At 57.8% G+C, this 12,325-nt stretch carries 10 protein-coding genes; 4 read left to right on the plus strand and 6 right to left on the minus strand.

Annotation, left to right across the window (positions count from 1 at the left end; genetic code table 11):
- Nucleotides 1–62 precede the first annotated feature (62 nt).
- A complete protein-coding gene (locus tag HDF10_RS05315) occupies nucleotides 63–1,160 on the minus strand; it encodes an energy transducer TonB (protein ID WP_183811110.1) in 1,098 nt (365 codons plus the stop codon).
- 373 nt (nucleotides 1,161–1,533) lie between these two features.
- Between HDF10_RS05315 and galE the strand changes: the two genes are divergently transcribed.
- Nucleotides 1,534–2,505, plus strand: coding sequence for a UDP-glucose 4-epimerase GalE (gene galE, locus HDF10_RS05320; RefSeq protein ID WP_183811112.1), 972 nt, complete (start codon nucleotides 1,534–1,536; stop codon nucleotides 2,503–2,505).
- Between the two features lie 83 nt (nucleotides 2,506–2,588).
- Complete coding sequence (locus HDF10_RS05325; RefSeq protein WP_183811114.1) at nucleotides 2,589–3,176, plus strand: DUF421 domain-containing protein; 588 nt, start codon at nucleotides 2,589–2,591, stop codon at nucleotides 3,174–3,176.
- Nucleotides 3,177–3,489: 313 nt separating this feature from the next.
- Here the strand turns inward: HDF10_RS05325 and HDF10_RS05330 are convergent, their stop codons facing one another.
- Nucleotides 3,490–3,651: an MFS transporter small subunit gene (locus HDF10_RS05330; RefSeq protein WP_183811116.1), complete on the minus strand. Its 162-nt coding sequence runs from the start codon at nucleotides 3,649–3,651 to the stop codon at nucleotides 3,490–3,492.
- Nucleotides 3,652–3,708: 57 nt separating this feature from the next.
- Nucleotides 3,709–5,085 carry an L-lactate MFS transporter gene (locus HDF10_RS05335; RefSeq protein WP_183811118.1) on the minus strand — a complete coding sequence of 459 codons (1,377 nt, stop codon included), beginning with the start codon at nucleotides 5,083–5,085 and terminating at the stop codon, nucleotides 3,709–3,711.
- A 206-nt stretch (nucleotides 5,086–5,291) separates the two neighbouring features.
- Here HDF10_RS05335 and acs point away from each other — a divergent pair, with 206 nt between their 5' ends.
- On the plus strand, nucleotides 5,292–7,247 hold the full coding sequence (gene acs, locus HDF10_RS05340; RefSeq protein ID WP_183811120.1) for an acetate--CoA ligase: 1,956 nt from the start codon (nucleotides 5,292–5,294) through the stop codon (nucleotides 7,245–7,247).
- A 7-nt stretch (nucleotides 7,248–7,254) separates the two neighbouring features.
- Here the strand turns inward: acs and HDF10_RS05345 are convergent, their stop codons facing one another.
- Both HDF10_RS05345 and HDF10_RS05350 read right to left on the minus strand, forming a co-directional pair.
- Entirely contained in the window at nucleotides 7,255–9,651 is a 2,397-nt protein-coding gene (locus HDF10_RS05345) for a PAS domain S-box protein (protein ID WP_183811122.1), read from the minus strand.
- 66 nt (nucleotides 9,652–9,717) lie between these two features.
- On the minus strand, nucleotides 9,718–10,242 hold the full coding sequence (locus tag HDF10_RS05350) for a YybH family protein (RefSeq protein WP_260177618.1): 525 nt from the start codon (nucleotides 10,240–10,242) through the stop codon (nucleotides 9,718–9,720).
- 132 nt (nucleotides 10,243–10,374) lie between these two features.
- Here HDF10_RS05350 and HDF10_RS05355 point away from each other — a divergent pair, with 132 nt between their 5' ends.
- Nucleotides 10,375–11,769, plus strand: a complete 1,395-nt coding sequence (locus HDF10_RS05355; RefSeq protein WP_183811126.1) for a dicarboxylate/amino acid:cation symporter — start codon at nucleotides 10,375–10,377, stop codon at nucleotides 11,767–11,769.
- A 90-nt stretch (nucleotides 11,770–11,859) separates the two neighbouring features.
- Here HDF10_RS05355 and HDF10_RS05360 read toward each other — a convergent pair whose 3' ends face one another.
- Complete coding sequence (locus tag HDF10_RS05360; RefSeq protein WP_183811128.1) at nucleotides 11,860–12,219, minus strand: HU family DNA-binding protein; 360 nt, start codon at nucleotides 12,217–12,219, stop codon at nucleotides 11,860–11,862.
- Nucleotides 12,220–12,325 lie beyond the last annotated feature (106 nt).

The raw sequence follows: 12,325 nt of genomic DNA on the forward strand, positions 1-12,325 counted from the left end.
GGTCAGCCTGATTATGGACTAGATGCTATTTCATGCTGCAACAACGTAACAAAAAATGTTTCTTATCCGGCGAGTTGGAAAGCTACATTGACAACACCTTCCCAATCGACCGGATGTCCCGATGCGTCTGTTGCGGGTTGAAAGCGGGTGGCCTGTACGGCGTGAATGGCAGAGTCGCCAAGGCCGTGGCCGAGATCGCTGGTTACGCCAAGAACCTGGACAGCGCCTGAGGAAGAGACGCGGAGCCTGACCGTGACGACGCCTTCAATATGGAGATTGCGTGCCTCTTCGGTGTACGCTGGCTTAGGTTTGAAGAGAACTTTGGGTGCAGACTTGGCAGTTGCTGTGGACGGACCAGCAGGCTTCGGCATAGGCGGTGGGGTGTTCTGGCCGAGATTGACGACGCCGGCGGTGCGACCTGGGGCATTCATTGGTCCGGTGCCGCCAGTGACTCCAAGCTTGACGCCGACAACACCAGCCGAGGCGTTATCTCTGCCGTGCATATTCTGACTGCCGGGTGAGCCGGAACCAAGATTGACAACTGTTGATTGCGCTCCCATGCCGTTATTTGAAGCTGGCATCCCAGACATTCCCTTGTTGCCAAGATTGATAGCTGTTGTAGAAGGGCGATTCGATGGTGCGATTGGGTTGGTCTGCGAACCGAGGGCGACAGCAGTCGGATGGGGAGAGTTGTTGATCAAAGCAGCGGGCTGGGCTTGGGCGAGGCTGACGACCTTGGGAGCTGGCGGAGGCTGAACCAGCTTGGGAGGTGCAGGAAGAACGACCGGCATCTGCTGCACCATTTTGATCTCAGGCGGCTTGGGAACATCGGGCAGCTTTACGTCGGGCAGTTTGATTTTTGGCGGCTCGACCTTGACCACTGGCGGGGGCGGAAGTTTTGGCGGCTTGATCTTGATCGGAGGCGGCTCATCGGGCTTCTTCATCGGAATCGGCTCAGTCAACTCCGTGAGCTTGTGCCTGGTGTCGATCGTCTTCTTCGCCGCCGCGCCGATGATGATGGCGCAGAGCGCAAGCACAACGTTCAGAGCGATGGAGGTGAAGAGCGAGGACTTGCTCTGGTTGCCGTCGTTCAGGACGCCGAAGTGTGCGAATTGCATATTCGGCGGTGTGGGATCATCACTGCGGAGCGGCTTTGCCATAAAAAGTCCTTGAAGTGCCTCGTAGATCGAGGGCGGGAGAGTTACACCAGTACTGTCATGGAAACAGAACCGATGCGAAGGAGGAATAACTCCGAGGTGCTATGCCGGAGCGCCATAGGGTGATTCGAACCTGTGGTCTTTGACTCAATGCAACTTTTGACATCACCAGGGAGTTTGGAACGCTGTGTCGGCCCGACTTAACAGACGCAAGCGACGAAGGAAAAGGTTGTAGCAGGCGCCGTGCTTCGGGGAGGTATCTCTTCTTTCAGGGCCGGGGCTCTGCTCTTCTCTTACTGCAAGTATAGTGCCGTAAGCGTAAGTGATTGACACTGGCACTTTTGTGGTATCCAAGAAGGGTACTAGGAGACGATGAATGAAGATTCTGATAACAGGCGGAGCGGGTTATATCGGCGGTACGGTAGCGCGGATTTTGCTGACTCAAGGCCATTCCATCACAGTGTTCGATAACCTTTGTCATAGCAAGCGCTCGGCGGTTGCTGAAAACAGCACGTTTATCGAGGGCGATATAGCGGATCGGCCTCTGATCGAAAAGACTCTCCGCGAAGGGCGTTTTGATGGGGTGATGAACTTCGCGGCTTTGATCGAAGCCGGCGAAAGTATGAAGCATCCGGAGATCTATTTCAGAAACAATACTGCGGCAACCTTGACCCTTCTTGAGGCGATGCTGGCTACGGGACACGACCGGCTGGTCTTCAGTTCCACAGCTGCCTGCTATGGGGAGCCCGAGAAGACGCCGATTCTCGAGGATGCCAAATTGCAGCCCACTAATCCTTATGGAGAGAGCAAATTGCTTGTAGAGCACATGCTTCGATGGATGAACCTCGTCCACGGGTTCAAGTACGCGAGCCTGCGCTACTTCAATGTCGCAGGAGCTATTGAGGGGTACGGGGAGGCGCATGAACCTGAGTCGCACCTGATCCCGCTGATCCTCGATGTGGCTCTTGGGAGGCGGGCGAACATTAAAATCTTCGGGCGTGACTACCCGACCAAGGATGGAACCTGCATCCGCGACTACATTCATGTTCGCGATCTGGCTGAGGCGCATCTCCTTGCCCTGAAAGCGCTCAGTGAGTCGAACAGCAGGCTGATCTACAACATTGGCAATGGACAGGGATTCAGCGTTCTGGAAGTCATTGAGTCGGCTCGGCGCGTTACGGGCAGGCCCATTACTGTCGAGGAGTGCGATCGCAGGCCGGGCGATCCAGCAGTTCTCGTGGCAGGTTCGGCGAAGATTAAAGCTGAATTGGGGTGGACGCCTGAGTACGCAGAGTTGGATCGGATTATGGCCAGTGCCTGGGAGTGGCATCAGAAACGATATGCATAGCAATGTTTCGAAGGGGCGGCGAGCGTGGAGTGGCGCGCCGCCGTCCCGTCTCTAATGTTGTGATGGTGTAGGAGGAGAACACTTTGATCGAGAGCATGTTTCATCTGCATCTGCCGCTGCTGGAAAAGATTCTCAGACCGGTTATTGTCTACGTGTTCCTTATCGGCTTTTTGCGGTTGTTTGGCAAACGAGAGCTCGCTCAGCTGAACCCGTTCGATTTGGTGGTGCTGCTGAGCCTCTCAAATACCGTACAGAACGCCATGATTGGCGATGACAACTCAGTATCCGGGGGGATCATCGGCGCGCTTTCACTGCTGACAATTAATTGGCTGCTGTCGCGCCTTCTCTTCAATATGCCGAAGCTGAACCAGGCCTTCGAAGGGTCTCCGTCGGTGTTGATTCGTCATGGAGTTGTCGATTGGGAGGAGGCTAAACGAGAAGCGCTCACAGAGATTGAACTGCGATCTGTGCTCCACAAGCAGGGATTCAACGACTTCAGCGAGGTGGAGAAGTGCGTTCTTGAGCCGAATGGAAACTTCTATCTCGAAGGGATCAAGTCGATGAGCGATGACGCGCAGCGGGCGGAGCTGAGAAAGGCGATCGAGGAGTTGCATCTCGAGGTTAAGCAGATGCGTAACGAATTGGCGGCCCGGGGAGTGTTGCCGATTTGAGTCAGAGGACTTCTCTCATCGATGGTTTGCGGGGATTAGGAGTTTGCTGAGTGCTTCTCAAGCACTTTTGTGTAGCGCGCCGGTGGGGTTGGAAGTTGGGAGTCGTGTACGGCCGCGCGATATCCTCCCATGTAAATCGAGTACATCACCGCCAGCGCACAACCCACCCCGAAAGCGAAGCCAAGAAAGAAGCCGATCAACGATGGCCAGTAAAAATTCACGATAGTTGGAGTCTACAGCGGCCAGCCATTTTAGAGTTCAGTTCAACTTAGTGTGACTTGGTTCGCTAAGGGGTGGTGAAGTAACGCTCGAGTTACTTTGCTGGAACAGCGGGCGTGGGAGTGGAGGCAGCAAAGATCTTCAGGGCGTTTTTTACGGTGTAGTCAAGCCCCCATGCTGTCGGGATGATGACGATAATCCAAGCCGCTGCGATTAGAAGTGGGGAGGATTTTTTGACGTTCGTTGAATCTGCCATGAGTCGGCTCCTGAGCGTGGGAGATGGGGCGGAGACGAGGGCCTCCGCCGGTTTATGTTAGTGGGCAGCCCCGGCGGGGACGACGACGTTCTGGTCTTTCAGCCAATACTTCTCGGCGACCGGCCGCACCATCAGGTTTGCCAGAAAGCCGACGACCAGCAGACCGCACATGATGTGCAGTATGAGCGGGTAGGCTTCCTGTTTGTTCATGTGGTTTTCGACGTAGTGGTCAAGGATGCCATTGACGATGAGCGGGCCAATGATTCCGGCAGCCGACCACGCGGTGAGCAGACGTCCGTGGATGGCAGAGACGTTGTAGCCTCCGAAGAGATCCTTCAGGTAAGCCGGAATGGTGGCGAAGCCTCCGCCGTACATCGAAATGACGAGCGCGGCGATTGCGACAAAGAGCGGAATCGAGTTGATCTTGTCCTGCCGTGAGAAGGGAAGAAAGAAGTAGAGAATGGCGCCGAGTGTGAAGAAGGTGAAGTAAGTTCCTTTGCGCCCGATGAAGTCCGAGACCGAGGCCCAGAGAAATCGGCCGGCCATGTTGAAGATGCTCAGAATCCCTACGAAACCGACGGCGGCTGCGGGACTGATCTGGCCCTTGAAGAGGTCCTGAATCATGGGCGCGGCTTGCTCCAGTATGCCGATGCCGGCTGTAACGTTGACGAACAGCATGACCCAGAGCAGCCAGAACTGTGGCGTCTTCCAGGCCTCGGTGACGGCGACGTTATGGCTCGAGATCAGCGCGGAGTGGTTGACCGATGGCACCCATCCCTCCGGTTTCCAGCCGGTTGGCGGGACGCGGATGGTGAAGACACCGAACATCATGAAGATGAAGTAAAGGACGCCCATGGTGACCATGGTGTAGGGAATTGAAGGCTGGCCAGCGGCTTTGAAGTGAGCCATCAGATTGTTGGCAAGAGGTCCGCCGATCATTGCGCCGCCGCCAAAGCCCATAATTGCGAGGCCAGTGGCTAGGCCCGGACGGTCGGGGAACCACTTGATGAGGGTGGATACAGGGGAGATATACCCGAGTCCAAGGCCGATCCCGCCGACCACGCCATATCCCAGATAGATTAAAGCGAGTTGATGCGTGCTCGATCCAAGCGAGGCGATGATGAATCCTGCGCTGAAGCAGATTGCGGCGTAGAACATGGCACGACGCGGACCTGCCTTCTCGAGCCACGCTCCGAACAGTGCGGCCGAGATACCCAGGAAGGCGATTGCGATCGAGAAGATATAGCCGACTTCCTTGAGGTTCCAGGCGGAGCCATCGGCTCCGTGCAGAGCCAGGAGAGGATTCTTGAAGACGGAGAAGGAGTAAACCTGCCCGATGGAGAGATGGATTGCAAGGGCTGCGGGTGGAACCAGCCATCGGCTGTATCCTGCGGGGGCTATGGAGCGGTCACGATCGAGAAAAGCCAGGGCCATTGAGAACCTCAGGAGATGGTAGGTCGTACATCGTCGAACAAAAGGCAACTACGAGCGGCGAATTTCATGAACGTCTAGATGCGCAAACCACCATACATGATTCGAATGGCATCGATATCATCAAAATGTAACGGCGGGTTGCCCGGGTTGAGTTGTATAGGGTACCTTCACCTTGCTGGATGAAATCATGGAGGATTGTGCGGGAGATGTCTGAAGAGAGTACGGATCTGGATTCAAGTCTGCGAGAGAACCGCGTATTTCCCCCGCCGCCGGAGTTTGCCGCGAAGGCTCATGTCAAGAGTCTTGAGCAGTACGAGGCCATGTACAGGCGCAGCGTGGATCATCCGGAGGAATTCTGGGCCGAAGCCGCTCACGAGCTGGAATGGTTCGCGCCGTGGACCAGGGTGATGGACGGCGAAGGGGCACATGCAAAATGGTTTGTCGGGGGCAAACTTAACCTCTCGCATAACTGCGTCGATCGTCACGCTCTGGGAGACCGCAAGGATAAAGTCGCCTTGTTGTGGGAAGGCGAGCCGGGGGAGATCCGCAAGCTAACGTTTGGGGAGTTGCATGAGCAGGTGCAGCGCTTCGCAAATGTCCTGAAGTCGCGGGGGATCCGACGGGGCGACCGAGTTGCGATCTACATGGGTATGGCACCTGAGCTTGCGATTGCGTTGCTTGCCTGTGCACGAATTGGTGCGGTGCACTCTGTGATCTTTGGCGGCTTTGCCGCTCATGCTATCTCGGACCGCGTCAATGACTCCGGCTGCGTCGCAATCATCACGCAGGACACGAGCTATCGCCGCGGTTCCGAGGTGCAGTTGAAGGCAATTGTCGACGAGGCGCTCGAGAAGTGTTCGACAGTCAAGCATGTCGTCGTCTTCCGCCGCTCGGGTTCGCCGGTCAAGATGCAGTCTGGTCGCGATCTGTGGTGGCACGAGGAGATGGAAAAAGCTTCAGCGGAGTGCGCTGCGGAGTGGATGGACGCAGAAGACCCGCTGTATCTGCTCTACACCTCCGGAACTACCGGCAAGCCGAAAGGTCTGCTGCATACCACCGGCGGCTACGCTGTGCAGACCTATCTCACCAGCAAATACATCTTCGATCTGCGTGATGATGACGTGTACTGGTGCACCGCCGACATTGGCTGGGTTACAGGGCATAGCTATGTTGTCTATGGCCCTCTGCAGAACGGCGCGACCGTACTGATGTATGAGGGCGCCCCCAACTGGCCGGAGTGCGACCGCTTCTGGAAGATCATCGACGACCACAAGGTGACTGTGTTCTACACTGCCCCGACGGCGATTCGGGCCTTCACAAAGTGGGGGAACGAATGGGTAAAGAAGCACTCTCTCGACTCTCTGCGGTTGTTGGGCACGGTAGGCGAGCCTATCAATCCCGAGTCTTGGATGTGGTACCACCGCATGATCGGCAAGGAGCGCTGCCCCATCGTTGACACCTACTGGCAGACCGAAACCGGGGCTATCATGATTGCTCCAGTCCCCGGCGCTGTGGCAACCAAACCGGGCTCTGCCACGAGGCCATTCTTTGGAATTGTTCCCGAAGTGGTTACAAAGGCAGGCAATCCTGTTCCCGATGGCCACGGAGGGCTTCTGGTTGTACGCAAGCCCTGGCCTTCCATGGCTCGAACCATCTATGGCGATCAGGCCCGCTATGAGGCAGCTTACTGGAGCGAGGTTCCGGGCAGCTACTTTACCGGCGACGGCGCGCGCCGCGATGCGGACGGATACTTCTGGCTGATGGGACGTGTCGATGACGTCATCAACGTTAGCGGCCATCGACTGGGCACGATGGAGGTAGAGTCGGCGCTCGTCGCCCATCCGAAGGTTGCGGAGGCGGCTGCGGTCGGCAGGCCCCACGAGATGAAGGGGCAGGCGATTGCCGTATTTGTCACGCTGGAAGGTGGTCACGAGCCGAGTGAGGAGCTGCGGCAGGAGTTGCGGCAATGGGTCGCGAAAGAGATCGGCGCGCTTGCCCGGCCGGACGATCTGACCTTTACCCAGGCTCTGCCGAAGACACGCAGCGGAAAGATTATGCGGCGACTGCTGCGCGAACTCGCAACCACCGGCGAGGTGAAGGGCGATACCACTACGCTTGAAGACTTCACCGTGATCGCGAAGCTGCGCGAGGGCGATGAGTGACGGGCCTCTAACGCAGGTTGGTGCTGGGTTTAGTGGGGAGAGTGAAGTGGAAGATGGTGCCCTGGTCGGGCGCGCTGGTGGCCCAGATGCGTCCGCGGTGCTGGTTGATGATGCTGCGACAGATTGCGAGGCCGAGGCCTGTGCCACCCATAGCGCGTGAGTCCGAGGCATCGCCTTGCTGAAAGCGGTCGAAGATATGTTCGAGCTTATCGGCGGGGATGCCCCGGCCCTGATCGCGAACCTCGATCAGCGCTTCATTCTCGTCGAGATTGCGCGCTGTAAGGTGGATCTCGCTGCCCTCGGGAGAGAACTTGATAGCGTTTGAGATGAGATTGTTCAGTGTCTGCAGAATGCGGTCGGGATCGGCCCAGACGTTGACGCCATGGGCGGCGAAGAAGATGCGGATGTTCGGGCGGGGAGAGCGTGTCTGTTGAACGCCAGCGGCCCGTCGCAGCAGATCTTCGGCGCTGCACATCGTTGAATGGAGTTCTGTCTTACCGCTGCTGATGCGCTCGAGATCGAGAATATCGTTTACCAGACGCACGAGCCGGTCGGAGTTGCTGATGGCGATCTCGAGCATCTGTTGGGTCTTCTCGGGGCGAGAGGTGAGTGCACCTCCGGCGAGCAGGCCAAGCGCTCCACGAAGCGAGGTAAGCGGCGTGCGAAGCTCGTGGGAGACCGTGGAGATGAACTCGTCTTTCATGCGGTCGAGGGCGCGGCGCTCTGTTGTATCGGTGAACGCGACAACGACACCGAGAGCTTTGAGTCCGTTCGAATCGGGAGACTGCGAGTCGATCTGCGGCCTCGCGACATACTCCACAGGGAAGCAGCTGCCGTCTTTGCGCCAAAAGATCTCGTTCGAGATACGAACGGTTGCGAAGTTGGTGAGGCTCTTGCGGATCGGTGAGTCGGCGGAGGCGTAAGGCGTGCCGTCTACGCGTGTGTGGTGGATCAGCTGATGCATGTTGCGGCCCAGCATCTCCTCCTGCTTGTAGCCGAGCATCTGAGCCGCGGCGGAGTTGACGACCGTCACTTTCCCTTCGAGATCGATGCCGTAGATACCGTCGCCAACCGATTCGAGGATGGAGTCGGATTGCCGTGTGAGAGTGCGGAGCCTGCCTTCTGCGCGAACCTGCTCGCTGATGTCAACGCCGAAACCGAGAACGTACGGTGCGCGCCCGGGCACGACGATCAGTTTGTTCCGGTAGGCGACCACGCGCATATCTCCGTCGCTGTGGGAGAGGTGGAGGAGGCCCTGTGCTTCTCCCGTCTCGCCAATCTTTTTCAGGTAGGCAGGCATCGCGGCCTTCTTGTCGGGCACGATGAACTCATCAAGATTGTGCCCGTTCATCTCCCCGATTGTGCGCCCCAGCGTCTCGGCGCCGTGGGTGTTGATCGACAGAAGTGTTCCGCGCAGGTCGTGGGTGCAAACCATACCCAGCGACCCTTCGACGAGCTGCCGGTAACGGGCTTCACTCTCGCGCAGGGTGGCTTCGGCAGCGCGTTGCGTGGTCACGTCGATGCCGGTTGCAATGATGAACGCGACCTGTCCCTGCGTATCGGTCAGTGCGGTTGCGGACCACGCGATGCGTCGTATGCTGCCGTCACGGTTGAGCCATTGATTCTCGTACGCGGCAGGGAAGTGACCGGAGCGGAGACGTTCGAAGGTCTCGATGGCTTCGGGAATCTCCTGGCGCGGGATCAGCTTGTCCCACGCGTAGCGGCCCACAAGGGTAGGGAAGTCGTAACCCGACGCGTTCTCGCACGCGCGATTGAAACGGACGATTCGACCGGCCGGATCGAATACGGCGACCAGTGCGCCTACGGTATCGAGAACCGCCGAGACGAAGTTTCGCTCCACGGTGAGAGCGGACTCTACGCGCTGGCGTGAACGAGCTGCGCGATCCATCTGTCGGATGCGGCCGTTGAGCTCCAGACGTGTAATGACCTGGCGGCTGAGGACGCTGAGCGCCGAAGACTGAGCCTGCGTCAGTGTGCGGGGATGGCGGTCCAGCACGAGCAAGGCTCCAATGCTTACTCCGCCGGGAGTTGTCAGTGGTGCGCCTGCGTAAAACCGGTAGAGACCGCCCTCGATAAGAATGCCATCGGGAGCGTAGTCGGGGTCGTTGCGTGCGTCGGAGATCTCGTAGACTGTGTCGCCGAGAATAGTGGTCTCGCAGGGCAGGCTGCCAAGTGCAACGTCCAGCGAGTCGATGCCAAAACGCGAGCGTAGCCAGATGCGATCCGAACCGATCAGCGAGATAGCTGCGACTGGTGTGTCACAGATTTGGGCAGCCAGGTTCGTCAGGTCGTCCAGGATGGGATCGGGCGCAGAGTTGAGCACCTCATATTGGTTGAGGGCCTCGATTCGCAACGCTTCGTCTTTGACCAGGAGAGCATTCATTTCAACAGTTCGATCGTAGGGTATGTGCAAAGGGTTGCGCACTCCTACTTTTGTTGCAGCAATGATTTACGGCTTTGGAAGGGTGCAACACTCCCCCGTTGCAGGTGGCTCTTCGGCACTCGCGTCCATGGCGACTTTCCACGTGCCGTTGGGTAACTTCTTCCATACGGTGAAGTAGCGGCCAGAGATCACGACGGGCTCGCCATTTTTGTCTTTACTACGGCCTTCATAGTGGCCCCAGGTGAATCCCATATCGTTGGAAGGGCCCATCTGGGCACCTTGCGGAGTCCAGCTAAGCTGATAGGTCTTTGGGTCCCATTGGGCCTGCGCGGCGATAGCGGTGCGGCCAAGAATCGCCGGCTTACCGTTGTTAAGAGTAACTCCGTCCTCTGCGAACCAGCTGCCGAAGGCTTTGCCCCCGCCTTCGGCAACCGCCTGCGAAAAGCGGCCTTCTAATTCGAGCAACACCAGAGCCCCAGGCGTAAGTGTCGGTTGGGACAGCGGGTTGGAGACGATCCCGGGACTCTGTGCCAGGGAGTCGAAACCAGAGGTGGCAATGATCCCCGATCCGGCACCGCTTTGAGCGATCAAAGGAGAAGATGCAATAGCACAAAACAAGATGCTGTTGAAGCTGACGCGTAGCATAGTGTGTATGCTACCAGCGCTCGAAAAGGGTATGGAGAGCATTTGCTTTCTGTTGAAGACTGATATTCTTCGCACCTGATGTTAAAGACGAACTTTCAGCGCTTTCTGTTGCTTGCGGCTGTGATTTTCCTCTCTGCCGGAATCTTGCTGGGGTTGATTCATGGTCCCGTAGTTCACCATGCGGGAGCCGCCGCCCTGCGATGTGTCGCCATCGTGTTTCTGGCTCTGTTTGCACTTCAGCGCCGCTCCCTGACGCCGTGGATCTTTGTTGCGATGGTGGCGGGGGCGGAGCTCGGCTTCGATGCGCCCGCGCTGGCGATCAGCCTCCGCGTCTTCAGCGACATCTTCTTGCGGCTGATCAAGACCATCGTCGCGCCGCTGATTCTCGCGACACTGGTGACCGGCATCGCCGGTCATGGCGATCTCAAGAGCGTGGGCCGGATGGGGATCAAGAGCCTGATCTACTTCGAAGTCGTCACGACGCTGGCGCTGGTTATCGGTCTCGCGGCGATCAACTTGAGCCATGCCGGAGTGGGCCTCTCTCTGCCTCCGGCTACCTCCAGCGAGACGATCGCATCGCCACCCCCTACTCACTGGCAGGATTTTCTGCTCCACGTCTTTCCGGAGAATATCGCCAAGTCGATTGCCGAAGGTCAGATCCTCCAGGTGGCTGTCTTTGCGGTTTTTTTCGGGATCGCGCTGGCAAGCCTCGATGAGAAAAAACGGGCTCCGGTTTTGCATCTGTTCGAGAGCTTAAGTGAGGTGATGTTCAAGTTCACCAATGTTGTCATGTACTTTGCGCCCATCGGAGTAGGCGCAGCGATGGCCTTCACCGTCGGCCAGATGGGCCTTGGAGTGCTAGCGAATTTAGGCAAACTTCTCCTGACGCTGTATGGCGCGTTGGTAGGCTTCGGCCTCCTAGTTTTGTTGCCGGCGGCACTGCTCTTTCGTGTGCCGGTTCGGCGATTCCTCGCGGCTGTTGCGGAGCCTGCGACGATCGCCTTTGCCACCTCTACCAGCGAGGCGGCCCTTCCACGCGCGATGGAGTCGATGGAGGCCCTCGGCGTTCCGCGCCGGATTGTCGCGTTCGTCATTCCTGCGGGCTACAGCTTCAACCTGGACGGCTCGACGCTCTATCTTGCGGTTGCCAGTATCTTCGTGGCGCAGGCAGCGGGCGTTCATCTGTCGCTTGGCCAGCAACTCCTGATGATGGTGACTCTCATGCTGACCAGTAAAGGAGTCGCGGGCGTTCCGCGTGCAACGCTGGTCATCCTGCTTGCGACAGCGGCCACGTTCCGTCTGCCTACCGAGCCGATCTTCGTCATCCTCGGCATCGACGCGCTAGCCGATATGGCCCGCACGGCCGTCAATGTTGTTGGAAACTGCCTCGCCAGCGTCGTTGTAGCCAAGTGGGAGGGAGAGTTCGGCACGGAGCCAATCTCGCCAGTGGTTTTGGAAGGTATGGCCGAGTGACAAGATCCTAAATTCCAAAGAGCCTGAATTCCAAAGTAAAACAGCAGGTGCCGAAGCACCCGCTACGCTTGCAGACAGCCTTCGCCGCGATTACATCGCCGGAGGGTGATGCGGATCGATGTGTTCCTTGTCGACTGCCTTTTTAGCGGCCGCAGGTCTGGATTTCACCGCGCCGTTCGGGTTGACCGAGTCACGCAGCTCCTTCGATGGCTTGAAGAAGGGAACCCGTTTCGCCGGAACATCGACCTTGGCTCCAGTCTTAGGGTTTCGGCCCGTTCGGGCATTTCGCTGACGGGTTCGGAAGCTTCCGAAGCCGCGAATCTCGATCTTGTCACCGGTTTTCAAGGCTCCGATGACAGCCTCGAAGAGCGTATCGACAATAACCTCCCCGTCACGGCGGGTCAGGTCTCCAAGAGAGGTCACTTTATCAACAAGGTCGGCTTTAGTCATAGTGGGTTCCTTTCGTACTGGGGGGAGGGCGATAGGGGCCGGGAAAGCAATCCGTTGTTGTTGATTGTAGACGGGATGGAGGCTAAAAGGTTGTGCAAGAAGTCAA

The sequence above is a fragment of the Tunturiibacter empetritectus genome, from assembly GCF_014201375.1.
Taxonomy (GTDB): Bacteria; Acidobacteriota; Terriglobia; order Terriglobales; family Acidobacteriaceae; genus Edaphobacter; species Edaphobacter lichenicola_D.

Bases quoted from the DNA above. Each gene is read 5' to 3' on its own strand.
- HDF10_RS05335 (WP_183811118.1), bottom strand. From the start codon at position 5,085: ATGGCCCTGGCTTTTCTCGATCGTGACCGCTCCATAGCCCCCGCAGGA.
- HDF10_RS05345 (WP_183811122.1), bottom strand. From the start codon at position 9,651: ATGAATGCTCTCCTGGTCAAAGACGAAGCGTTGCGAATCGAGGCCCTC.
- HDF10_RS05330 (WP_183811116.1), bottom strand. From the start codon at position 3,651: ATGGCAGATTCAACGAACGTCAAAAAATCCTCCCCACTTCTAATCGCA.
- HDF10_RS05315 (WP_183811110.1), bottom strand. From the start codon at position 1,160: ATGGCAAAGCCGCTCCGCAGTGATGATCCCACACCGCCGAATATGCAA.
- HDF10_RS05360 (WP_183811128.1), bottom strand. From the start codon at position 12,219: ATGACTAAAGCCGACCTTGTTGATAAAGTGACCTCTCTTGGAGACCTG.
- galE (WP_183811112.1), top strand. From the start codon at position 1,534: ATGAAGATTCTGATAACAGGCGGAGCGGGTTATATCGGCGGTACGGTA.
- acs (WP_183811120.1), top strand. From the start codon at position 5,292: ATGTCTGAAGAGAGTACGGATCTGGATTCAAGTCTGCGAGAGAACCGC.
- HDF10_RS05355 (WP_183811126.1), top strand. From the start codon at position 10,375: ATGTTAAAGACGAACTTTCAGCGCTTTCTGTTGCTTGCGGCTGTGATT.